The organism is Sphingomonas sp. KR3-1 (genome assembly GCF_040049295.1).
GTDB lineage: Bacteria > Pseudomonadota > Alphaproteobacteria > Sphingomonadales > Sphingomonadaceae > Sphingomonas.
This window is the reverse complement of the sequence record NZ_JBDZDQ010000002.1, coordinates 606,592-629,420: the sequence shown is the minus strand read 5'-3', so window position 1 is coordinate 629,420 and position 22,829 is coordinate 606,592. Positions and strand designations below refer to the sequence as shown.

The following is a 22,829-nucleotide window of genomic DNA, read 5'->3' as shown; positions in this document are numbered from 1 at the left end:
TCGTACTAACCGACGTTAAGTCCGCGCATTTCGGCGCAACCCCGGGCACCCAGCGGGGTTGGCTCGATACGAGTGGAGGTCAACGGGCGATCCCGATGTCGAAGCCTTCATTCCCTCAGGCCGCATGGACAGACTGATGCAACGCTATTTTTTCAATGTGCACAATGGAACGGGGCTTACGGAAGATCCGGAGGGCATGGAATTGCCCGACCTCGAGGCAGCGCGCCAGCAGGCGCTCACCGGGATCCGGTCGCTCCTCGGCGAGGAGCTGGAATCCGGACTGATCGATCTCAACGGCCGGCTCGACATTTGCGACCGGGCCGGATCCGTTCTGCGTTCCGTTCCGTTCAGCGAAGCGGTAAAATTGCGAGCACCGGACAAGGGTGAGGAATGATCGAGAAGCACTTGGCAAAGCTTCGAGCGCGCGACGACGTCAGCGCCGAAGAAGAACAGGTTCTGCGAAATCTGATCAGCGAGACCCGCGACGTTGCGGCGAAGTCGACATTGATCCGCGCCGGCCAGCGGATCACCATATCGACGCTGCTCCTCGAAGGCCTGATGTGTCGCTACAAGGACTTGAACGACGGGCAGCGCCAGATCAGCGAGCTCCACGTCGCAGGCGATTTCGTCGATCTCCACAGCTTCACGCTCAAGCGCCTCGATCACAACATCATGGCGCTGACCGCCTGCAAGATCGCGGTCGTCCCGCATGAGCGGTTGCAGCTCTTGTCCCACGACCACCCGCATTTGACCCGCCTCTATTGGTTCACGACCAACATGGACGCGGCGGTCCACCGCGAATGGGAGCTCTCGCTCGGGCGTCGGTCGGCAATCGCGCGTATCGCGCATCTCTTGTCCGAGACACATGTCCGCCTTGGCCTGGTCGGATTGACCAACGGCCTCGAGTTCCGGCTGCCGCTGACGCAGGTGGATCTTGCCGAATGCGTCGGCCTCACCCCGGTGCACGTGAATCGCACGCTGAAGCTGCTGCGCGAGGACCGCGTCGCCGATATGCAGCGCGGCCGTGTCAGGATTTTCGACCTGGAGCGGCTTCACGCGATTGCCGAGTTCAACCCGGCATATCTCTATCTCGAGAAGGAGCCGCGCTAGCCTGATCGTCGCCGCCCCCGCATGGCTCGCGACAGGGCGTCGGCCGGACTCCAATGCAACAGAGCCCATGGGCGATCTTTCTTGATAACAAGGGTTAAGGTTGGCGCGGAGTCGCGGAACTGCGACCGCCGCCCCAGTGTTTTTGCGCCATCTGAAGGCCCAGTCCGGCCGATACCATGGGGCAAATATGACGGCGTTAGAGCGGCGAGCGGGCACGGCCCGTTCAGACGAAGCTGCCGGCGCGTGCGGGATGAGGGTGCTGGAGCGCAGCGTGTACCGCGGCCCGCATCTCTATTCCGTACGGCCGATGGTCCGGATCCAGATCGATCTGGGCGAGCTTGAGCGCTGGCCCAGCGATCAATTGCCGGGCTTTGCCGATCAGCTTGCCGTCCTGTTGCCCGGACTCGCCAATCACGGCTGCAGTTACCGCGAGCCCGGTGGATTTCTGCGCAGGCTTCATGACGGCACCTGGCTCGGCCACATCATCGAGCACGTCGCGCTCGAACTGCAGACCTTGGCCGGTAGCGCGGTCACGCGCGGCAAGACGCGCTCCGTCAAGGACCGGCCCGGCGTCTACAACATCCTCTACGAATATCGCGACGAAGCCACCGCGCTCGCCGCCGGTGCTTTCGCGATCCAGCTCGTCGCCGCGCTGCTGCCAGAACGGCTCGGGACGATCGATGGCCTACGCATGCTGGGCGTCCCGGCGATCGAGGACGCCCGCGACGTGCCCGCGATGGTCGCGGCGCTGCAAGCGCTGCTGCGCAAGACCGCGCTCGGCCCCACCACCCGCGCCCTTGTGGAGGCGGCCCACGCGCGCGGCATCCCGGTGCTGCGTCTCGATGACTATAGCCTCGTCCAGCTCGGCTACGGCAGCCGCCAGCGGCGCCTGCGCGCCAGCATCACCGGCGCGACGGCGCACATCGCGGTGGAAATCGCCGCCGACAAAAGCCTGACCAAGCGCCTCCTCAGCGAGGCTGGCCTCCCGGTCCCGCGCGGCACGGTGGTGCGCACCGCCGACGCCGCGGCGGAAGAGGCAACGCGGCTTGGCTATCCGGTCGTGGTCAAGCCGCTCGATGGTAACCATGGGCGCGGCGTCAGCACCGACCTGCACTCCGAGGAAGCGGTCCGCTCGGCCTTCGAACGCGCCGGCGCGCATTCGCGGCGGGTGATCGTCGAACAACAGGTGGCGGGCAACGATCACCGCATCCTCGTCGTCGCCGGCAAGGTCGTCGCGGTCGCCGAGCGCGTGCCGGCGCGCGTGATCGGCGATGGCCTGCACCGGATCGAGCAGTTGATCGCCGACCTGAACGCCGACCCGCGCCGCGGTATCGGACATGAGAATGTCCTGACCCGGATCGTCCCCGACGCCGCGATGGAGGCATTGCTCGCCAAGAGCGGCAGGACGCTCAAAAGCGTCCCGATGGCGGGCGAGGAAGTGGTGCTGCGCGAGACCGCCAACCTCTCGACCGGCGGCACGGCGGTCGATCGCACCGATGCCATCCATCCGGACAATATCGCGGTCGCCGAGCAGGCGGCCGCGGTGGTCGGGCTCGACATTTGCGGCATCGATTTCCTGACAAGCGACATCGCCCGACCGGTCGCGGAGACCGGCGGCGGCATCGTCGAGGTCAATGCGGCGCCAGGCTTCCGCATGCATCTCGAGCCGTCGAGCGGAACCCCGCGCGACGTGGCCGGCCCGGTCATCGACGCGCTGTTCCCGCGGCCCTCGCGCAGCCGCATCCCGATCTTCGCGATCACCGGCACCAACGGCAAGTCGACCACGGTCCGCATGGTGGCTCGCATTCTGTGCGAGCATGGCCTCACCATCGGTATGAGCACGACCAGCGGCATCTATATCGACGGCCGGCTGACCAAGGAGGCCGATGCGAGCGGCCCCAAGAGCGCGCGCGCCATCTTGCGCCATCCCAAGGTCGACGCCGCGATACTCGAGACCGCCAGGGGCGGCATCCTGCGCGAAGGCCTGGGGTTCGACCGCTGCGATGTGGGCGCAGTGCTCAATGTCACCCCCGACCATCTCGGGATCAAGGGCATCGACACGCTCGAGGACCTCGCCGACGTCAAGTCGGTGGTCGTCGAGAGCGTCGCCCGACGCGGCCATTCGATCCTCAACGCCGACGATCCGATGTGCGAGCGCATCGCCCGCCACGCGGGCGGCACACCTGTCTGGTTCTCGATGTTCGGGGACACGCTGATGCCGCCCCGGCTGCGCGATCATGTCCAGGCCGGCGGCATGGCGGTGGTGCGCGAGACCGGCTCCTATGGCGGAACGATCGTTCTGCACCGGGATGGCGAGCGCATCGCCGTGATGCCCGCCGCGGAGATTCCGGCGACCATCGGCGGGATCGCCGAGTTCAACATCGAGAATGCGCTGGCTGCCGCCGCGATGACGCTCGCGCACGGCGTGCCGGTCGAGACGGTACGGCGCGCGCTGGCAGGCTTCACCTCTTCCTTCGAAGAAAGCCCCGGGCGGCTCAACATCGACGACAGCAACGGCTTCCGCGTCATCGTCGACTATGCGCATAACCCTGCGAGCCTGACCGCGCTCGGCCAGGTCATCGGCAAGATGCGCGAGCGCTTCGGGCGGGTGATCGGCATGGTCAGCATCCCCGGAGACCGGCGCGACGCCGATATCGCCGAGATGGGCCGCCTCGCCGGCGCGATCTTCGACGAGATCGTGTTCCGCGAAGCGCCCGACGGACGCGGGCGGCAGGAAGGCGAGGTCACCTCGTTGATGTCCGACGCAGCCCTTGGCTCGGGCCTCGCGCCCGAGCGCATCCGCCGGATCGTCGACGAACATCGGGCGGCCGAGGCATGCCTGCGGATGGCGGCGCCCGGCGACCTGGTCGTGCTGATGCCGACCGCGGTCGAGCGCGTCTGGCGGCTCGTCCGCGATTTCGAGCCGGCAACGGCGGAAGCCGCCGAGTCGAAGGCCGCAGCGCATGCATGATGCCAATGGGTGCTGGGCCCTCATCGTGCATGGCGGGGCGAAGTCGATCGCGCCGGACAAGGCGGAGGCCAACCGCGCCGGCTGCCTCGCCGCCGCGCGGATCGGCGCGCAGATCCTGCGTGGTGGCGGCAGCGCCGTCGCAGCCGCCGAAGCGGCGGTGCGCCATCTCGAGGACGACGACACCTTCAACGCCGGGATCGGCTCGGTGCCCAACGCCGATGGCGAGATCGAGATGGATGCGGCGATTATGGACGGGACCACGCTCGCGGTCGGCGCCGTCGCCGCGGTGCGCAGGATCCGCAACCCGATCGGCGGCGCGGCCATGATGCTGGACGCCTTGCCGGTGCTGCTCGTCGGCGAAGGCGCCGAGCGTTTCGCGCGCGACCATGGCATCGCGCTTTGCGAGCCCGAGCCGCTGGCGTCTCCCCCTGCCGCTGCCGGCAGCCCCGAACACGACACGGTCGGCTGCGTTGCGATCGATGCCGCCGGGCATATCGCCGCGGCCGCTTCGACCGGCGGACTGACCGGCCAACATCCCGGACGGATCGGCGACGCGCCGATCCCGGGGGCCGGCCTCTACGCGGACGACCAGCTCGGCGGCGTCGCCTTCTCGGGCGACGGCGAGAGCATCCTGCGGACCATGCTCGCCGCACGCGTGATGCAGGCGCTGGAGACCATGCAGGCCACCCCCGCGGCCGAGGCCGCGATCGCCAGGCTTGCGCGTGTCGGCGGCGAAGCCGGGGCGATCGTGATCGATCGGGCGGGCCGGATCGGCGTGGCCCATAACAGCGAGCATTTCGCCCTCGCGCTGCATGCGAGCTGGCTGCCCGAACCGCGGGCCGCGCTCCATTCCTCCGAACTCAAGGACGTCCTCGACCATGACTGATCAACCAGGGCCCCTCATCATCATCGGGGGGCATGAGGACAAGAAACACGACCGCGTCATCCTCAAGCACGTCGCCGACCGGGTGCGCGACGGAAAGCTCGTCATCGCCACCGTCGCGAGCCACGAGCCCGAAGGCTATTTCGACGCGTACAAGGAAGCCTTTGGCGCCCTCGGCGTCACCGACCTGGTCGAACTCTATGTCCATGAGCGCGGGGAAACGCGCGACGCGCGGTTCGCCGAGCTGTTGCAGGGCGCGGCCGGCGTCTTTTTCACCGGCGGCGACCAACTGCGCATTTCCAGCCAGATCGGCGACACGCCGATCGAGCGGATGGTTCGCGAGCTGCACGAACGTGGCGGGCTGATTGCCGGAACCTCGGCGGGCGCCTCTGTGATGAGCGAGACGATGCTGGTCAAGGGGACGAGCTCGGAATCGCACCGTGTCGGCGACCTGCACATGGCCCCCGGCCTCGGCCTGGTCCCCGACGTCATCATCGACCAACACTTCGCCGAGCGGGGTCGGATCGGCCGGCTGCTCGGCGCGGTTGCGCAGAACCCGCGCGTGCTCGGCATCGGCATCGACGAGGACACCGCGATCGTCGTGGAAGGCTGCTGCTTCGGCGTGATCGGGGCGGGCGCAGTCTATATCGTCGACGGCTCCAGCGTCACCCATTCCAATATCGCCGAGGCACGGCCCGAGCGTACGCTGTCGATGCACGATGTGCGCCTGCACGTGCTGAGCGCAGGCGACCGCTTCGACCTCGAGCGCAGAATGCCCGGCGAAGCCGCTACGAACCGTGAGGAGAGAACCGATTAGCACGCTCGAACGGATGCGGCGCGAGACCGCTGGCGGTCTCGGCGAGCGCTTCGTCTTCGGCCGCGAGGACGTGGCGCTGCTCCAGCTGCTCGATAGCTTGCGCGAGCGCGGCTATCGTTTCGTCACCCCTACCCCGGCCTCGCACGCCCGCGTGGTGGCACGCCCCGGGCGCGAGCGGGCGCGGACGCTCGCGGACATCTTCGGCTGGAGCCTGCCCTTTGCCCGCGATGCGCTCGAGCCCGAGCTGCTCGGCCTGCTCGAGCTGGCCTGCATGGTCGAGCCAGCGAGCGGCGGCCTGCTCCGCAGCCATTTGCGCGTCTCTTCGCTCATGGACACGCTGTATCTGCACTCCGCCTACCCGACCGATGGACGCGACGCGGTGTTCTTCGGGCCCGACAGCTATCGGTTCGCAGCGCTGATCGAAGCCGAGCTGGCCGCCGAGCCGGCGCCTGAGCACGGCCATATCGTCGACATCGGGACGGGCGCCGGCGTGGGCGCAATCGTGGCTGCCAAGCTGTCGGGACTGGGCGCCGCCACCGGCACCGACGTCAATCCCCAGGCCCTCCGGCTCGCCGCGATCAATGCACGCGCCGCGGGCGTCGCGCTGCATGGGGTCCAAGGCGACAATCTCGGCGGCGTCGGGCGCCCGATCGATCTGGCCCTCGCCAATCCACCCTACATCATCGACGACGACAAGCGGCACTACCGCGATGGCGGCGGCATGCACGGAGCAGAAGTCGCGCTCGGCATGGCGCAGGCCGCGATCGCCCGGCTGGCGCCGGGCGGGCGGCTGATCCTCTATACCGGCAGCGCGATCGTTGACGGCGAGGATGCCCTGCAGTCAGCGCTCACCCGAGCAGCGGAAACGGGGGAATGTACGCTGCGCTACCGCGAGCTCGATCCCGACGTCTTCGGCGAGGAACTGGAGCGCCCGGCGTACCGCGATGTCGACCGGATCGCGCTGGTCGCAGCGATCATAAGCCAGGCGGCCTAGCCAAAAGCGAAGGCCCGCCGCGCAGGCGGCGGGCCGCCTTGCTCAGGCCGCTTCCTGCTCGGAACGCGGCCCTTCGAGCCGGTCGTTCGCCGGCGCCGCCGAACCGATCGCGATGCGGCGCGGCTTCATCGCCTCCGGGATCTCGCGCTTCAGCGAAATCCGCAAAAGGCCATTGTCGAAATCGGCGCTGCGAACCTCGACGAAGTCGGCGAGCTGGAAGCGCCGCTCGAACGCGCGCGTCGCGATGCCGCGGTGCAGGTAGCGGCCGCTGTCGCCATCCTCGCCCTTCCGGCCACTGACGGTCAGCTGGTTGTTCTGCGCGACGATCTCGATCTCGTCCGGACGGAAGCCGGCCACCGCAAGCGTAATCTGGTAGCTGTCCTCGCCCATCGCCTCGATATCGAAGGGCGGGAAGCCGTCGCCGGTGTCGGCGCGCGCGCTCGATTCGAGCAGGTCGAACAACCGGTCGAACCCGACGGTGGAACGGCGATAGGGCGAGAAGTCGAAATTGGTCCTCATGTGCAAATCCTCCATAGAGCAACTTGGTCACAAGGAACGCCGGAGAGAGCCGGCGCCCTCAGTGCCGGTCGCCATCGCGCACCGGCGAGGGCAAAATTAGGAATGGCAAAACCGGCTTCAAGATCGCGCGCGCAAAAAAATCGCGCGAGCCCGTCAGTAGCCTTTTCCGCCCTATTCCAGGGTCTTGCGTACCCGCGAAGCGAACCTAACTGCGCGATTTTTGCGCAAGGAGTCGTGGAGCCCGCTTATGCATGTCGCGCCGTCCATCCTTTCCGCCTTCGTGACTTTGTTCGTCACGATCGGACCTGTAGAGACCGCCGCCATCTTCGCTTCCCTCACCGCCGAGGTGCATCGCCCGGACCGGCTGAAACTGGCGGCACGCTCCATCGGCATTGCCGGCCTGGTGCTGCTGCTGTTCGCCGTCGCCGGACAATTGCTGCTGTCGCTGCTGCATATCTCGATGCCGGCATTCCGTGTGGCCGGGGGCATTCTGCTGCTTCTCCAGGCCCTCAGCCTGGTGTTTTCGAGTCCGGGCCTCTCCTCGATCAGCGAGCCCGAGAAGCGCGATGCGCGCCGTCCGGGCGACATCGCGGTATTTCCGCTCGCCTTTCCGTTGATCGCCGGCCCGGGCGCGCTCTCGGCCGTCGTCCTGCTGATGGGGCGCACCGGAACGACGCTTGAGAGCGCAGGCGTCCTAGCGATGCTCGGCTTGTGCCTGGCGCTCACCTACGCCGCGATGCGCGCTTCGGAAGGGCTGGTTGCCAAGCTCGGGCGCACCGGTGCCGATGTGATCGGCCGCGTCTCGGGCATCCTGCTCGCGGCCCTGGCGGTTCAGTTCCTCTTCGATGGCCTTGCCGAGGCGCCGTTCCTGTCGCGTCCCTAGTCGGGCCGGCGCGCCAGCGCGGCGCCGATCAGCTTGGCAAGGGCGAGAAACAGCACCGCGCTGCCCGCGGCCCAGGCGCTGGCCTCGGCATCGAAATGATCGGGGTGATAGGCCTTGTCGCCGAGCAAGCGCGCGACGAGCACGCCGCCGACCATCGCGCCGACGATCCCGACCAGAACATGCAGGAAGACGAACCGCCTGCCGGGACCGCGTAGAAAGGCCGCGATCAGGCCGGCCACGATGCCGATGCCGAACAGGATCAAGATGCTCATCCGACTCTCCCTTGCCGCTCGCGCCACATCGCGCGTGCCGGGAGAGTCTTGGGTCTCAATCGGATGCGGTAACACTAAGCAGGTTAGGGTTGATCGTCGGCAGCCTCGATTTGCGCTTCGCCTTCGGCGCCGGTGCGCGGATAGCCCGAGCCGTTCTGGCTGTCGGAATCATAGTCTTCTCCGGGATTGCCGCCGCCCGTGCCTGCGCCGCTCCCGTGCACGGCGCCGTCGGCGGGCAGCGCATGGCGTTGTTGTTCGGCACGCCATTCTGCCTGGCCCGCGGAATCATATTCCTGCCCCGAATAGCCCCCGCCAGTGCCGATCTCGGCCCCTGCCTCGGGGTCCACGGGTCTGGCGAAGACGAGGCGCTTGCCGGCCTCGGGCGGAAGGTCGGCATCGGGCTGCGTTGGATCGGTCATGGCGGTGCTCCTCGCCCTACACAACGCATGGCGAAGCGATCGTTCCGCTCGGCGCAGAGCGCCGCCGGCTCCTAAAAACGAGTTCGATAACCTGGGTTATGTTTGGCGCCATGTCGGGGAACATGCCCTCCTGTTCCTGGGTTCTGGCGGTCAACAGGAGAGCATATCCCATGGCGACCAGAGCCGCTGAATTCGACACCGAACGACGATCGCAATTCCTCACCGACAGCTTCCAGCGCGGCCTTGCACACTGGAACCGCGAGCGCCTCGAGCCCGGCTTCCCGAGCATCGACTGGCAGAAGACCTTCGAGCGCGACATCCGCATGCAACGCCTCGAGGGCGGCTTCTTCGAGGAGCTACGCGCCGAGGTGATCGACGAGGCAGCCGCCGCGCCGACCGATGCCGACGGCTTCATCGCCTGGTTCGAAGGGCTCAAGGCCGCCGGTCCAGGACAGAATGATCCGCTCTTCCCCTGGCTGGCCGAGACCGCCGACCGCGACCAGCTTCGATGGTTCTTCGAGCAGGAAGCCGCGGGCGAGGCGGGGTTCGACGATCTCGTCGCGATGACGCAGGTCAAGCTCCCCACGCGCCCCAAGCTCGAGCTCGCGCGCAACTATTGGGACGAGATGGGACACGGCACCGCCAAGGGCATGCATGGCCCGATGCTCGACGCGCTGGTCGAGACGCTGCAGGTTTCGCCCGCGATCGAGCGCACCGTCTGGGAGAGCCTCGCGCTCGCCAATGCGATGACCGCGATGGCGACGAACCGGCGCTACGCCTGGCACTCGGTCGGTGCGCTGGGCGTGATCGAACTGACCGCGCCGGGTCGCTCGGCAATGGTCGCCGACGGCCTGGGCCGGATCGGCCTGTCGGGCAAGGAGCGCCGCTATTTCTCGGTCCATGCCGTGCTCGACATCAAGCACAGCATCGAATGGAACAAGGAAGCGATCCGTCCGGCGGTCGAGGAGGATCCGGCACGTGCCACGGCAATGGCCGAAGGCGCCCTGATCCGGTTGCGCTGCGGCGCGCGCTGCTTCGAAGCCTATCGACGCGCGCTCTGGGCCTGACCCAGGTCTGCGAACGACTCGCAATGGGCACGGAAGCGGAACGAGTATCTCCGCCTCTTGTTCTGTCTGAAAGGAGCATTTCCATGGCCGATACCAAACAGGACGCGATCGCCCTTCTGAAGGCGGACCACCGCACGGTGGAAGATCTGTTCGAGCAGTATGAGAAGGCGGGCGGAGACGGCAAGAAGCAGAAGATCGCGCTGCAGATCTGCCTCGAGCTGACCGTCCATGCGCAGATCGAGGAAGAAATCTTCTATCCGGCCTGCGAAGGCAAGATCGACGAGGACCTGCTGAAGGAGGCCTATGTCGAGCATGACGGCGCCAAGGTGCTGATCGCCGAGATCGAGGCCGGCACGCCGTCGGACGACTTCTACGACGCCAAGGTCTCGGTGCTTTCCGAGCAGATCGAGCACCATGTCGGCGAGGAAGAGCAGCGCATGGAGGGAATGTTCGCCCAGGCGCGCAAGGCCGGGCTCGACATGGATGCGCTCGGCGACCAGCTCCGCGCCCGCAAGGAAGAGCTCATCGCCGGCTACAAGGCAGGCGGTCTGGCCAAGCCCGAGACCACGACGCTCACCGCGGTCCAGGTCTGATCGGCGACGCGTGCCGGCGGTGCCGGCACGCCCGCCCGGCGGCATCGCTTACCCCTTGCCTGCAAGCAAGGCGCGCCAGCCACTGCTGCGCATCCGCGTTCCGAATGCGAGCATGCGCCTGACCTGCGAACGCAGATAGTCGGACGATCCCGCCCAGTCCGCGCGCACCCGCTCTCCCCCGAACAGAGTCTCGGCCACATCGCGCTGGCTGGCACCGGCCTCGCGGGCGTCCAGGGCCCGTGCGGCGGCGATCCAGCGGCCGGCGCGGGGCTCCTTCGCGAACAGGCCGAGCGGTATCTTCCCTCGCCGGTCGACGGCGACGAGCCGGCGCAGCGTCAGCAGCGCGGCATCGATCTCGGCAAGTCCTTCAAACTCGAAATGCAGTCGAACGGGCCCTCGCGTCAGCGTCCCGCCGCGGACATCCAGCCGCAGCTGGTGCAGCCCATCGGTCAGCAAGACATGCTCGAGAGGATCCTCGCCGCGGAGCACCGCAGAAAAGCATCCGACCCTTGCTAGATCGAAACCCGACGGATCCTCGCACGCGACATCGCATATCAGGACTGAAGGGTCGGTTGCCGCGTCAAAGAAGATGCGCGCGCGCCAGGCCGGCGTGCCAGCGTCCTCGGCGAAACAACAGCCCCCGACCAGCGTCGGGGGCCTCCTGCAACAGGATCGGGCCATGGGACATCTGCGCGTCCGCGCGGACGTCCCGCCCGTCATAGCCGGGATCACGGCGCAGCCATTCCCAGGCCCACCCCGTGCGATCGAGATTGACCATCCAGGCATAGGCCTCAGGATCGGACCCGTCAGGGGTACGGGCGGCATGTACCACGGCAAGCCAGGCGAGTTGACGACTTGTTGGAGAAAGGCCGGGCGGCAAAAGCCATGAGTGCGCTCCACCAAAGTGAGACATCCACAGAACATAAAGGCAGATCGAGTGCCTTCCCCCGAAAAGGGGATGGGTGTTGCCGCTGCTGCGGCGCACAAGATGTTGGAAATACTTGCGATAAGGTGTTTGATTACAAGCATGTTGCGTAACGCGCCGTCGGCGGGACCATGGGAGGTCTTGGCTGGGCGCACAGAGGACGACGCGTGGGAAAGGCGGACTGGAAGACGTCCCTGCGGTCGCGGCAGAGTACATGCACAGGTTAATGTTGGCCGAGGAGTTCGACGACCAAACGAAGCATTTGAAGACGATCGGAGATCTCGAGCACCTATTGGGCCGAGCGACGACGACGATGGGCTTTCGCTATTTCGCGCTCATGCATCACGTCGACACCGCCGAGGGACCCGGTCCGTCGCTCCGGCTGCACAACTACCCCTCCGCCTTTTCATCCTGGTTCGACGAGAACCGCTATGGGCGCCTCGATCCGGTGCACCGCGCCTGTCATCGCACCACCAAGGGATTTCGCTGGGCGCATGTCGCCGCAATGATCGACCTTGGGCGCACCGATCACGAGATCTTCGAGCGTGCGCGTCAGGAAGGTATCGGCAACGGCTTCACGGTGCCCGCGCACGTCCCCGGCGAATCGCGCGGGTCTTGCTCGTTCGCGGTATCCGACACCCACGACGTGCCCGAAGACTGGCTGCCGGTCGCTCAGCTCATCGGAGTCTCCGCCTTCGAGACCGCGCGGCGCTTGGCGCTTCCCGGCGGCCCGGACGGCGGTCCGCTTCGCCTCACCGCGCGCCAGCGCGACTGCGTCATCTGGGCGGCGCGCGGCAAGACCGACTGGGAGATCGGACAGATTCTCGGCCTCAGCAAGGAGACTGTCCGCCAGCATCTCAAGCAGGCGCGGGAACGCTACGGGATCCAGAAGCGCTCGCAGCTCGCGGTGCGCGCGCTCTATGACGGGATCATCTCGTTCGGCGACGTGCTCGACAGCTGATCCCCCTTTTGCGGTATATGGCCGCCCGGATCGATCTGGTCAGCTTCTGCCCTTGGCAACAAGGGAAGCTAGCCATGTATTTGTTGATCGGCCCACGCGATTCCGCCGGCGAAGCCCAGGCGTTCCGGGCCATGTTCGAAGCGCGCAAGCGCGTCTTTGTCGATCTGCTCAAATGGGACGTGCCGGTGCTTGCAGGTCGCTACGAGGTCGACCAGTTCGACGACCCGCATGCCGTGTACTTGATCCTGCTCGACGCCGCCGGCGGGCATCTCGCTTCTGCCCGTCTGCTCGAGACCGAGCGACCGCACCTGCTCGACACCATGTTCCCCGAGCTGTGCGGCGGGCCGGCGCCGCGCGGCGCGAACGTCCGCGAGATCACCCGCTTCTGTCTCGACCGCGACCTTAGCGCTGCGGACCGCCGGCGGGCACGCGATACGCTGGTCGTGGGGCTCGCCGAATATGCGCTGCTTGCGGGCATCGATTCCTATACCGGCGTCGCCGAGCACGCCTGGCTCGCGCAGATCCTGCGCTTCGGCTGGCGGTGCGCTTTGCTCGGGCAGCCGGATGATACCGGGCTCGGCGCGCTGCAGATCCATATCGATCCCGAGACGCCTGCCTTGCTGCGCGCCTCGGGCCTCTGCCCGATTACCACGCTGGCGGACGCCGTCCGCCGCGACGCCGCCTGAGGAGCAGCGCCATGGCCACTGCAATCGCCCCGCTCATCGACGCTGTCGACCAGTACACCCAGGCGCTGCGCGCGCACGGCTATTGTATCGTTCCGAGGCTGCAGCCCATCGAAACGGTCGCCGCGCTCGACGCCGAACTCCGCCCCGGCTTCGAGGCCGCCCTGTTCTGCCAGGGCGATTTCTACGGCACGCGCACCAAGAGGATCGGCAGGCTGCTGGCGCGTTCACCGCACACCGCCGCCTTCGTCCAGCACGCGCTGGTGCTCGCCATCGTGGAGCGGGTCCTCGCGCCCTGGTGCGACACGATCCAGCTCAACCTGACCCAAGCGATCGAGATTCATCCCGGCGCTCCACGCCAGTTTCCGCACCGCGATCAGGACATGTGGGCGAGCCCCAAGGGCGAGCTCGAATATCTCGTCAACGTGATGTGGCCGTTTACCCCATACACGAGGGAGAATGGCACGACGCTCGTCTATCCGGACAGCCACGGCGCCCGAGCGCTCGACCAGGATCTGCCGAGCATGTGCTTCGCGGCCGAGCTCGATCCCGGCGATGCACTGCTCTTCCTGGGCTCGACGCTCCACGGCGCGGGCGCCAACCGGACCCAGGCGGTGCGCCGCGGCATGATTGTCAGCTACTGCCTGGGCTGGCTGAAGCCGTATGAAAATCAGTGGCTCGCCTACCCGCCGCAAGTCGCTCGCCACTTCCCGGGCGAGCTCGCGGCGCTGGTCGGCTATCGTCAGCATCGGCCCAATCTCGGCAATTACGAAGGCCAATGCCCTTCGGTCCTGCTCCAGGAGAGGCTTCCCGAGCGTATCGGGGCGATCGACGCGCTGCGCCCGGATCAGGCAGCGCTTGCCGCCGAGTATCGACGAACCGTCAGCCAGGACGACGGGGATTGAGGCCAGCCATGAATGCGGCACCGGTATTCGACCGCGTCTATGGCGGTCTGAAACACTTGCTTCGCTCGGGCACGATCGTGCCTGGAACCCGGCTCGATCCTGCCCGCTATGCGGAGCAGCTAGCCGCCAGCGTGACCCCCGTGCGCGATGCGCTTCACCGGCTGGCGGGCGAGCATATGGTGCTCGCCACGCACGATGGCTTCCAGGTGCCGAGCCCGAGCGAGCCCGACCTGCGCGACCTCTATGACTGGCAGTATCAGCTCCTGCAGTCGGCCCTACGCACGTCGCGCCGAACACATGCCGATTTTCTTCCTGAGTTACCCGCAGAAGCGCATCTTGCGGAAGTGGTCGAGCAACTGTTCAGCGCGATCGCGAACGCAGCGCCAAATCTCGAGCTTCGTCACGCCGTCGCCGCTTCGGGAGACCGCCTCCACGCCGTCCGCCGCGCTGAAACCTTGGTCTTGCCCGGTCTCGCGGAGGAACTGTCCGATCTGATCGAAGCCGATCTGCGGACGCTGCGAACCAGGCTCGGTCGCTATCATCGCCGGCGGATCGCGGCGGCGTCCGAGACGCTGCGGGCGCTATATCGCGCGGCAGGCTGACGCCGCAGCGCGGGGTCCCAAACAATATCCAAATTTCCTCCGTATAAACTTCGGATAGCGCTTCCCTGAGCGGATCGTTGACGTGCCGCGACTCCCATGCGGCAGATAGGAGACGATCATGAACGCGCATGACACGAGCGACACGCTGATCGATCTCGGCGCTGCCAGCGTCGAGACCCAAGGCCAGCCCGACATGAAGGTCGATCTTTTCGTCCAGGGCATCCCCGAGGCGATGTCGGACGAAGACTGACCCGACGGCGCGCCGGCGGCAACGTCGGCGCGCCTGTCGCGCCATGGACCGTACGCTCGCGTCGATGCCGATCCCCTACCGACCGGTTGTCCCTACGCGACCTTCCAGACGAAATTCCGCTCTTGCCGACGCGCGGGGATTGACCGCCTCGACGGTTCGCACGCGGCCGGGGACGCAAAGCGGACCGGCCGCACCGCCGACGGGCGCCGCAGCGCAACATCCCAAACAATCTCGATATATTATCCGTATAAACTTCGGATTGCGCTCGACCAGGCGGATCGTCGGACTGCCGCGACTCCCATGCGGCAGACAGGAGACGATCATGAACACGAACGACGCACTCATCGACCTCGGCGCCGCCAGCGTCGAGACCCAGGGCCGGCCCGAGAACGGGATCGACCTCTTCGTCCAGGGCATCCCCGAGACGATGTCGGACGAAGACTGAACCGGAGGGCGCGCCGGCGGCAACGCCGACGCGCCTATCGCGAAATGGGCTGGACGCTCGCACCCCATGTCACTTTCTGCGTCGGTTCCGGCAGGATCGTCTTTCTCGATGTCGCGCGCGACCGCTATTTCGCGCTGCCCCTCGAGCAAAGCCGAGCCTTTATCCAATGGCTCTCGGCACCCGACCAACGCCCCCTTCCCACCAGCGTCGAGTTGCTGGAGCGCGCAGGTCTGCTCGCGGAAGTCGATGGCACCTCGATGATCGCTGCGCCCAATATCGCCCGCGTCCAAAGAGGACAGGCGCTAGCGGCCCGATGGCCGGGCTTGCGCGAAGCGCTCGTGATCGAACGCAGCGCCCGCTGGGTTCGATGGAAATTCCGCCGAGCGGGCCTTCTCGCCACGCTCGACTGGCTGCGTCCAGGCGCCGAGCAAACGCATGGCGATGCTGCCCGGCGGGCGGCCGCCGCCTTTCTCCGTATCCGCCCCCAATATCCGGATCGGCGCGCCTGTCTGCCCGACTCTCTCGCGCTCCTCCATTATCTGCGCCGACGCGACATCCACGCGTCGATCGTATTCGGGATCACCGGCATGCCGTTTCGTGCGCATTGCTGGGTGCAGCTCGGTGACGAAATCCTGAATGACGGGCTCGACTATGTCTCGCCCTACACGCCGATCCTGCAGCGATGAAGCCCGACGGCTATCATGTGCGGGTCAGCGCCGGCCCCCTGCCGATCGCGGCCGTCGAGCGCTTGTCGGCCACCGCCACGCGCCAAGGTCTCGCCCATCAGGCGAGCGCTGCAGCAGCCCTTGTCACCGGACCCCGCTGCCGCGTGACTCTCCTGCCGGCGGCCACCGGTTTTCTCCTCGGAACGCTCTTCGATCGCTCAGGACGCCGATGCGACCAGATCGGCGAGGAGGCCGTTGCCGGCTGGATCGCAACGAACGGCCGCACCCTGATCGAGCGCTATTGGGGCGCTTATCTCGCGATCCTACGGACCCCGGCCGGTATCGTGGCGATCCGGGATCCATCCGGCCTTTTTCCCTGTTACTACCGTCGGCTCGGCGATGCGGTCGCACTGGGCTCCGATCTCGACTGGGTCGAATTTGCTGACGATCGCGCCAGAGAGATTTGCTGGAGCGAGATCCATGCGCAGCTCCAATATTCGTCGTTGCGGACCGTTCGAACCGCGATCGAGGGCGTGGAAGAGCTCTTGCCCGGCGCCGCGCTACACGTCGGTGGCTCAGGCTTAACGACAGAGCAGCTCTGGACGCCTTACGGGTTTGCGAGCACATGGGGCCGACCGCAATCGTTCGACGAGGCGGCCGACCGGCTGCGCCGCACCACCGAACACAGCATCGCGAGCTGGGCAAAGCTGTTCGAAAAGCCCCTCATCGACATTTCCGGGGGACTGGATTCGTCGATCGTTGCTGCGGCTTCCGCCCCGCAGGCTCCGGCGCTGCAGGCGGTGACCTATCGCGGCGGCGAGGCGGACCTCGACGAAGGCCGCTACGCCGCCGCGGTCGCCGATCATTTGGGTATACCGCTGCACCGCGAGGTGCTGGACCTGTCGCTCATCGACCTGCGATTTTCGGCGGCCGCCGCATTGCCCCGACCGAGCGGCCGCGCTTTTTCCCAAGCCAATGACCGGCAGGATATCGCGCTGGCGGAGGCGCTCGGGTGCGACACCTTCTTCGTGGGCGCCGGCGGTGACAGTATCTTCTGGTATTTCAATACGGCGGCACCCGCGCTCGATCGCCTCGCGGTCGAAGGCCCCGGCGGGTTTCTCAGGACGGTCGGCGACCTTGCGGTAATGTGCCGGGTGCCCTGGACCCGGTCGCTCGCCATCGCCCTCAAGAAGCGCGCGCAGCGGCGTCCGCGCCCCTGGCCCAGCAGCACCGCTTTGCTCGCCGGCGCCGCGAAGCCACTGGCGGCATCGCCCGTCCATCCCTGGTGGCCGGCACCCCCCGGCACGCTCCCCGGCGTGCGGGCTTATGTCTTGGCGCTGATCCAGCTGGCCGATCATCATGAATATCATCTGCGCAGTCACTATGCGCCGCTGATCGCCCCGCTCGCTTCGCAACCGATCATCGAGACCTGCCTAGGCATTCCGAGCTGGCTGTCCTGCACCAAGGGCGCCAATCGTGCGGTGGCACGCGCCGCCTTTGCGGACGCCCTGCCGGAGACGATCCTGGCGCGAACCAGCAAGGGCGGCTTTGACGGCTTCGTCCACGATCTGCTCGAGCGCAACCGCACCGTCGCACAGGAAATGCTGCTCGACGGCACGCTGGCCGAACGGGGCTGGCTCGACACGCAGGCGATCGCAGCGCTCCTGGCCGATCCGGCGCCGATCGCGCCAGCCTTATCGTCCCGGATGCTCCGCCTGATCGCCGTCGAGGCCTGGCTCCAGTCCGTGCGCAGCCCGTGATGCCGCATCCCGCATCGCTGCCCAGCGCTGCGCCTGCGCTACCTTGGCAGCCGAGGGATCCACGCGGTCGCGCAACCAGAAATCGAACCAGTCGATCGCCCGTTCATAGATCGCGGCACGATGCGCCGGCTGCCACTTATTGTGAAACTCACCGGGAAACACATAGAGCTCGACCGGCTTGCCGGCGTCCTTGAGCGCGCCGAAGCCTTGGAGCGCGAGCCGATATTCCTGATCCGACAGCTGGAGGAGGAGCGGAGTGGTGATCCGGCGGGCGTTGAGCGCGAGCGAATTGGTCTGCCAGAAGCCCTGCGTGTCCCTATCCAGAGTCGGATAGCCCCATGCCTTCACGTCGCGAGCAAGTGCCAGCCCACCTGCGTACAGCACCGATCCGGGGTCCTCGCAGCAGGTGCTCACCGCGGCGGCGCGGTAGCGCGAGGTCGCAAGCATCGCCCAGAGAGCCGATGCCGCGCCCTCGCTCAGCCCTGTGATGCCAAGTCGCCCAGGATCCACCGCGCCGTCGGCGATCGCCTTGTCGACGCCCTGTTCGAGGGCCGTGAAGACGCGCCGGCGATCGGCGAAGCCCTGGGTGTTGATCCGCTGGAAGGCGTTGAGATCGGGCGCCTTGTGATCGTCGGCAACGGATGTCGGGCGCTGATAGCTCAGCACGGCATAGCCGCGCGCGGCAAGCAGCCAGACGGGATATTCGTCGCCGACGCCACCACGCAGGAATCCGCGCGTCTGATATTGAACGACGACCATGGGATGCCGTTGTCCCGGCCGATGGTCGGGCGGCAGGACGAGATCGGCATAAGCCGGCGCGCCATCTGCCGACCGCAGGCCAAGGCGTTTCACCGATCCGAGGCTCGTGGCCGGAAATTCCGGGTTCGGGTCGAAGATGGTATGCAGCGCACCGCTACGCAGATCGACCCGGACGATGTGGCGGGGTCGAGACGAAGTTTCATGCGCGCAGTAGAGGGCGCCGGCAGCGAACTGGCAGTTGAGCAGCGGGTCGGTGGTTCGCAGCAGCGAGACCGGCTTGGCCCCGATTCTCCAGCGGAACAGCTCCATCGCGCCGAGCGCCTCGGCGCCCCAGTCGCGGACGAACAGCAATTCGCCCGGCCTCAGCCACCACATGCCCCGAATGCGATCGGCGCAGGCGGCCACGCCGCAGGAAAGGATTCTGCCGGCGCGCCGGATCGTGATCGGCGCGGCACCGATATAGGTGTCGGCGTCGCGGGGCCCGGTCCAGGCTTCGCTGCCGTCGGACGCGACGACCGGAACGCTTGCGCCGCGCGGCAATCCAGGTCGGGATGGTAACAGCAACGCGTCCTTCTCGTCATCGCTTGCCGCTCGATCGACATCACCGTCGCGCGCGGCATAGCGAAAGTCCGTCGGGGTTTCCGGCGCCGGGCTCGGTGCGCTGGCGAACTGCGGTGCGAACCGCGTGTCGTAGAGATAGCCCGAACGCCCCTCCCGGGCGATCTCGGCGCGCGCCGCATCCAGCCTCGGCCGGATTTCGTAGACGAGCCCGCCACCATCCGCCGTCCACGCGAAGCGCCGGACGTCGAGGTCCGGCGTCGGAAAGGGCTTGGCCGCCCCGCCAGCTGAAGCCACGCGCCAGAGCCGGGTGCGTCCGCCATCGCGCCGGAGGAACGCGATCCAGCGCCCATCGGCCGACCAGAGCGGCGCCTTGGTGTCGATGGCCCCGAAGGGTTGATCGGCCTGGCCTCGAAAGTCGATCGTCCAGAGAATGGGCTCGCCGCCGATATCGGCGAAGCGCACCGCGCCGGTGGCAAGCGCGATGATCGCCAAGCCGTAGCAATAGCTGTTGCTTGCGACCTCGGCGCGGCGCAGCAGGACGGCAATCTGAGTGCCGTCCGGAGACAGCGCGAAATCGCCTTTCTGGCTGCTCAGGCTGTCGGCCGCACCGAAGTCGCGCAGCTCGATCAGATCCTCCGCGCGCAAGGGATGCGGGTCGGCCGGCGAACCGGTCGACCAGCGCAGCCGATCGGCGCAGCCGGCCGCCTTGACGGGCTGTGCAGCGCAGGCGAGCAGCACCGCGCCGAGCGCGAGGCGGACACGCAAGACCGTCACCATTGCTTCGACACCTGCAAGGACACCATCCTGCCCACCGGGCTGGCATTCTCGAGATCGATACCCAGGGTCGTCAGGGTCGATTTCGCCACCGTCAGCGGCGGATCCGCATCGAGCAGGTTCGAGACGCTCAATGCTACGCGCAATTTGCCCAGCGGCCCATTGCGAAAGGCATGGCTCAACTGCACATCGAAGGTGAGCCAGCTGTCGACATGCTGGATGGGGCCGGTGGAATTGTTCGAATAGCCGCCGAGATAGTTGGTGAAGACGGCGAGGCCGCTGCCGCCGTTCGAATAGAGCGCGCGGCCGCGTAGCTTGAAGGCGGGCGGATAGCCCAGGGTGCCGACCAGGCTGATCCGCGGCGCGGTTTCCGTCAGCTTCTGCGAATAGTCGAAGATATAGGCGCCGCTCGCGCCGATCTCGCCGGCGCCGCCCGCCAGGTCGAAGCGATAGCCAAGATCGAAGTCGAGTGCGCGCTGCCGCTGCAATGCGAGGTTCTGGCGTCGCGCATCGATGATCGCGGTGACCTGGCTGGCCGGGATGCCGAAATAATTGGCGTAGAACGGGCTCGCGAAATAGCCGGCGACGACAGCCGGGTCCGGATTCATCGTGATGAGCGCCGCGTAGACGGCGCGGTTGGTCAGAAAGGTCGGCGCCGCCGCGCCGGGATTGGTAATCCGGTCGCGGTAGCGGATCTCGAAATAGGTGAGCTGCGCGGTCAGGCCGCGCGATGCGTCCGGCCGGAAATCAAGGCCCGCGGTCCAGCTCGTCGGCCGCTCCGGCCCCATGTCGGGATCGTTGCCGGCGATGATGAGCGCATTCGTGGTTCCGCCCGGCGCGGCAGGATCGGCCAGTGGATAGGCGAAATAGCTGGTGAAGCCCGGGCCCTGCTGCAGCTCGGTGAAGCTCGGCGCCCGGAACGAGGTGCCGAAGGTGCCCCGCAACCGTACCATGTCGACCGGCAGCCAGCTCAGTCCGACGCGCGGGTTCACGGTCGTTCCGAAGTCGCTGTAGCGCTCGGCGCGGATTGCGCCGGAAAGGTCGAGCTGGCCGATCCTGAGACCGGTCCCCGATTTGCCCGACAAGGGCGCGCTCAATTCGGCATAGGCCGCGGTCACGTCGCGCCGCGCGTTCAGCGACCCGGGCTGAACGATCGGGGTCAGCGTCGTGCGGTAATAATCGGACGCCGGATCGAGATAGCGCTCGCGGCGATGCTCGGCACCAAGGGCCAGGCGGAGGTCGCCGGCAGGCAGGGAGAGCAACGCGCCATCGGCACGCAGCGCCGCCGACCACATGGTGTAGGTACCGCCCGTGAAATAATAGCCGCGCAGCTTGTCGAGCGTTGCCGGGTTGTTGGCGGTGCCGTTGCCGAAGACGTTGAGCGCGGTGGTCCGGTTGGGATCGGCAAGCGCCGCCGCGAGCTGGGCGGTATTGACGATATTGTAGATCTCGATGTCCTCGCGCTGGCGCCCATAGGTCGCGCTCAGGCTGACGTCCCAGCTGCCCGGCGTCCAATGGAGCGCCGCGGTGCCGCCGATCGCCTCGGACGTACCGCGGGTACCTTCGGCGCCGAGCTCCTTGAGGAAGCTGTACGCGACGCGCACTGGGAGATGGGTTCCCACCGGGTCGACATAGAAGGGGTTGGTCACCGGCACCGTGACGGCACTTGCGTTGGAGAAGGTGCGGCCCTTCGCGTCGAACTGCCGTGAGCCGAACAGACCCTGTGCCGTGAACCGCAGCCGATCGGCGAGCCCGACATCGAGCGAGGCGAACAGGCTGTGCCGGCGCTGCGCGGGAAGCGCGTCGGCCCCGGCCCAGGCATCGCTCTTCTCGCCCGGACCCTGGACAAGGTCCGCCGCGGTCAGATGGGTGCCATCCTGGTTCGCAGGCACAACATAGGTCCGCCCGCCTGCGGTGATCACCGGGACGATGCCAGGCGCAGTCCGGTAATCGCCCAGACCAAAGCGCCGGAGATCCTCGCTGAAATAGGCGCGCTCGCGCGCCGCGAGCGCGCCGCGGTCATAATATTCGTAGCCGAGCACGGCGTGCCCGCCGTTCCAGGCGAAGCCGGCGATGGCGCTTGCCTGCACTTGGCGGTAGCCATCGGCGCTGCCGATATTGGCGCTGGTTTCCAGGCCGCGGAAGGTGTTGCGCGGCACGATGTTGACGACGCCAGCGACTGCATCCGAGCCATAGAGCGCCGAGGCACCGTCGGGCAGGACCTCGATCCGTTCGACAACGCTCACCGGCACCATCGACAGATCGGTGAATACGCCGGCAAAGCCCGCCATCGGCGGGCGCTCGCCGTTCAGCAGCACCAGGGTCGAGGACGGTCCAAGGCCGCGCAGGTTGATGCCCGACCCAAAGGTCGCGTTGGCATCGGCGCCATTCCGGCCGGTGGTGTAGCTGGCCTCGGTGGCGCCGCCCCCGAAATTCTGCGGCAGCGCCTGCAGGATCTGCTGGGCGGTCGCATAGCCGCTCTGGTCGATCGCCTTGCGGTCTATCACGGTAACCGCCGACCCGGCGGGTGCACGCCCGCGAATACGGGTGCCGGTGACAACGATACTCTGGTCACCGGCACCCTCCCCTGTGCCTTGGGCATCTTGCGTGCTTTCGGCACCGATGCGCTGGATCACCAGCGCGTCACCGACCCGGCGGGCTATGAGGCCGGTCCCGGCCAGGAGCTGGGCCAGAGCGGCCTCGGGGGAAAACTCGCCCTTGAGCGCGGGCGCGCGCTCGCCGGCCACCAGATCGGTGGGGACAATGATCGACTGGCCCGAGCTGCGCGCCACCGCGCGCAGCGCATCGCCCAGCGACTGCGCGGGAAGATCATAGATCTGTGCCTGATAGCCGGCGGTCGCCGGCACCGCCGCGCACAAGGTCAGCGCGGCACCCGCCATCAGGAAAGTCTTGAACGTCTCGTGCATGCCATCTCCCCCATCCGGCCGCCCTTCGGCGGTCTCGATGGGGTGCTTGACGACAGCGGGCGGGAATCCCCCCTACAGCGCGTA

General features: G+C 67.2%; 24 protein-coding genes. 17 read left to right on the top strand and 7 right to left on the bottom strand.

Annotation, left to right across the window (positions count from 1 at the left end):
- Positions 1 to 136: 136 nt before the first annotated feature.
- The 6 genes from ABLE38_RS14735 to ABLE38_RS14710 all read left to right on the top strand — a co-directional run bounded on the left by ABLE38_RS14735 (position 137) and on the right by ABLE38_RS14710 (position 6,775).
- Entirely contained in the window at positions 137 to 394 is a 258-nt protein-coding gene (locus ABLE38_RS14735; protein ID WP_348974982.1) for a hypothetical protein, read from the top strand.
- Between the two features lie 11 nt (positions 395 to 405).
- Positions 406 to 1,110 (top strand): Crp/Fnr family transcriptional regulator, encoded by a 705-nt coding sequence (locus ABLE38_RS14730; RefSeq protein ID WP_348974981.1) that lies wholly within the window; start codon positions 406 to 408, stop codon positions 1,108 to 1,110.
- A 250-nt stretch (positions 1,111 to 1,360) separates the two neighbouring features.
- Positions 1,361 to 4,081, top strand: coding sequence for a cyanophycin synthetase (cphA, locus tag ABLE38_RS14725; RefSeq protein WP_348974980.1), 2,721 nt, complete (start codon positions 1,361 to 1,363; stop codon positions 4,079 to 4,081).
- On the top strand, positions 4,074 to 4,967 hold the full coding sequence (locus ABLE38_RS14720; protein WP_348974979.1) for an isoaspartyl peptidase/L-asparaginase family protein: 894 nt from the start codon (positions 4,074 to 4,076) through the stop codon (positions 4,965 to 4,967). Before cphA ends, ABLE38_RS14720 begins: the two co-directional genes overlap by 8 nt.
- Positions 4,960 to 5,781: a cyanophycinase gene (locus tag ABLE38_RS14715; RefSeq protein ID WP_348974978.1), complete on the top strand. Its 822-nt coding sequence runs from the start codon at positions 4,960 to 4,962 to the stop codon at positions 5,779 to 5,781. The genes ABLE38_RS14720 and ABLE38_RS14715 overlap by 8 nt, the downstream gene beginning before the upstream one ends.
- Positions 5,782 to 5,794: 13 nt before the next feature.
- A complete protein-coding gene (locus ABLE38_RS14710) occupies positions 5,795 to 6,775 on the top strand; it encodes a methyltransferase (RefSeq protein WP_348974977.1) in 981 nt (326 codons plus the stop codon).
- Between the two features lie 42 nt (positions 6,776 to 6,817).
- On the opposite strand, the gene ABLE38_RS14705 is transcribed toward ABLE38_RS14710, so the two are convergent.
- Positions 6,818 to 7,294, bottom strand: coding sequence for an Hsp20 family protein (locus ABLE38_RS14705; RefSeq protein WP_348974976.1), 477 nt, complete (start codon positions 7,292 to 7,294; stop codon positions 6,818 to 6,820).
- Positions 7,295 to 7,478: 184 nt separating this feature from the next.
- Here ABLE38_RS14705 and ABLE38_RS14700 point away from each other — a divergent pair, with 184 nt between their 5' ends.
- The gene (locus tag ABLE38_RS14700) at positions 7,479 to 8,177 is read left to right on the top strand and encodes a MarC family protein (protein ID WP_348974975.1); all 699 of its coding nucleotides are present in this window, start codon (positions 7,479 to 7,481) and stop codon (positions 8,175 to 8,177) included.
- Here ABLE38_RS14700 and ABLE38_RS14695 read toward each other — a convergent pair.
- Positions 8,174 to 8,449, bottom strand: a complete 276-nt coding sequence (locus tag ABLE38_RS14695; protein WP_348974974.1) for a hypothetical protein — start codon at positions 8,447 to 8,449, stop codon at positions 8,174 to 8,176. The two genes, ABLE38_RS14700 and ABLE38_RS14695, sit on opposite strands and share 4 nt — an antisense overlap.
- Positions 8,450 to 8,532: 83 nt before the next feature.
- A complete protein-coding gene (locus tag ABLE38_RS14690; protein ID WP_348974973.1) occupies positions 8,533 to 8,868 on the bottom strand; it encodes a hypothetical protein in 336 nt (111 codons plus the stop codon).
- 170 nt (positions 8,869 to 9,038) lie between these two features.
- Between ABLE38_RS14690 and ABLE38_RS14685 the strand changes: the two genes are divergently transcribed.
- Both ABLE38_RS14685 and ABLE38_RS14680 read left to right on the top strand, forming a co-directional pair.
- Positions 9,039 to 9,935, top strand: a complete 897-nt coding sequence (locus ABLE38_RS14685) for an iron-containing redox enzyme family protein (RefSeq protein WP_348974972.1) — start codon at positions 9,039 to 9,041, stop codon at positions 9,933 to 9,935.
- 83 nt (positions 9,936 to 10,018) lie between these two features.
- Positions 10,019 to 10,528: a hemerythrin domain-containing protein gene (locus ABLE38_RS14680; RefSeq protein ID WP_348974971.1), complete on the top strand. Its 510-nt coding sequence runs from the start codon at positions 10,019 to 10,021 to the stop codon at positions 10,526 to 10,528.
- Positions 10,529 to 10,576: 48 nt separating this feature from the next.
- Here ABLE38_RS14680 and ABLE38_RS14675 read toward each other — a convergent pair whose 3' ends face one another.
- Both ABLE38_RS14675 and ABLE38_RS14670 read right to left on the bottom strand, forming a co-directional pair.
- On the bottom strand, positions 10,577 to 10,984 hold the full coding sequence (locus ABLE38_RS14675) for a DUF2285 domain-containing protein (protein WP_348974970.1): 408 nt from the start codon (positions 10,982 to 10,984) through the stop codon (positions 10,577 to 10,579).
- Between the two features lie 124 nt (positions 10,985 to 11,108).
- The gene (locus tag ABLE38_RS14670; protein WP_348974969.1) at positions 11,109 to 11,306 is read right to left on the bottom strand and encodes a hypothetical protein; all 198 of its coding nucleotides are present in this window, start codon (positions 11,304 to 11,306) and stop codon (positions 11,109 to 11,111) included.
- Between the two features lie 373 nt (positions 11,307 to 11,679).
- On the opposite strand from ABLE38_RS14670, the gene ABLE38_RS14665 reads away from it, so the two are divergent.
- The 8 genes from ABLE38_RS14665 (at position 11,680) to ABLE38_RS14630 (ending at position 17,724) form a co-directional block, all read left to right on the top strand.
- Positions 11,680 to 12,414, top strand: a complete 735-nt coding sequence (locus ABLE38_RS14665) for a LuxR family transcriptional regulator (RefSeq protein WP_348974968.1) — start codon at positions 11,680 to 11,682, stop codon at positions 12,412 to 12,414.
- Between the two features lie 74 nt (positions 12,415 to 12,488).
- Entirely contained in the window at positions 12,489 to 13,100 is a 612-nt protein-coding gene (locus tag ABLE38_RS14660) for an acyl-homoserine-lactone synthase (protein WP_348974967.1), read from the top strand.
- Between the two features lie 11 nt (positions 13,101 to 13,111).
- Positions 13,112 to 14,002, top strand: a complete 891-nt coding sequence (locus ABLE38_RS14655) for a phytanoyl-CoA dioxygenase family protein (protein WP_348974966.1) — start codon at positions 13,112 to 13,114, stop codon at positions 14,000 to 14,002.
- A gap of 8 nt (positions 14,003 to 14,010) precedes the next feature.
- Positions 14,011 to 14,604: a GntR family transcriptional regulator gene (locus ABLE38_RS14650; RefSeq protein ID WP_348974965.1), complete on the top strand. Its 594-nt coding sequence runs from the start codon at positions 14,011 to 14,013 to the stop codon at positions 14,602 to 14,604.
- A gap of 118 nt (positions 14,605 to 14,722) precedes the next feature.
- The gene (locus ABLE38_RS14645; protein ID WP_348974964.1) at positions 14,723 to 14,854 is read left to right on the top strand and encodes a benenodin family lasso peptide; all 132 of its coding nucleotides are present in this window, start codon (positions 14,723 to 14,725) and stop codon (positions 14,852 to 14,854) included.
- A 322-nt stretch (positions 14,855 to 15,176) separates the two neighbouring features.
- On the top strand, positions 15,177 to 15,299 hold the full coding sequence (locus tag ABLE38_RS14640; RefSeq protein WP_348974963.1) for a benenodin family lasso peptide: 123 nt from the start codon (positions 15,177 to 15,179) through the stop codon (positions 15,297 to 15,299).
- A 44-nt stretch (positions 15,300 to 15,343) separates the two neighbouring features.
- Complete coding sequence (locus ABLE38_RS14635) at positions 15,344 to 15,985, top strand: lasso peptide biosynthesis B2 protein (RefSeq protein ID WP_348974962.1); 642 nt, start codon at positions 15,344 to 15,346, stop codon at positions 15,983 to 15,985.
- Positions 15,982 to 17,724: an asparagine synthase-related protein gene (locus ABLE38_RS14630; protein ID WP_348974961.1), complete on the top strand. Its 1,743-nt coding sequence runs from the start codon at positions 15,982 to 15,984 to the stop codon at positions 17,722 to 17,724. The genes ABLE38_RS14635 and ABLE38_RS14630 overlap by 4 nt, the downstream gene beginning before the upstream one ends.
- Here ABLE38_RS14630 and ABLE38_RS14625 read toward each other — a convergent pair.
- Both ABLE38_RS14625 and ABLE38_RS14620 read right to left on the bottom strand, forming a co-directional pair.
- On the bottom strand, positions 17,659 to 19,821 hold the full coding sequence (locus ABLE38_RS14625) for an Atxe2 family lasso peptide isopeptidase (protein WP_348974960.1): 2,163 nt from the start codon (positions 19,819 to 19,821) through the stop codon (positions 17,659 to 17,661). The genes ABLE38_RS14630 and ABLE38_RS14625 overlap by 66 nt on opposite strands.
- Positions 19,815 to 22,745, bottom strand: a complete 2,931-nt coding sequence (locus ABLE38_RS14620) for a TonB-dependent receptor (protein WP_348974959.1) — start codon at positions 22,743 to 22,745, stop codon at positions 19,815 to 19,817. Before ABLE38_RS14620 ends, ABLE38_RS14625 begins: the two co-directional genes overlap by 7 nt.
- Positions 22,746 to 22,829: the final 84 nt, after the last annotated feature.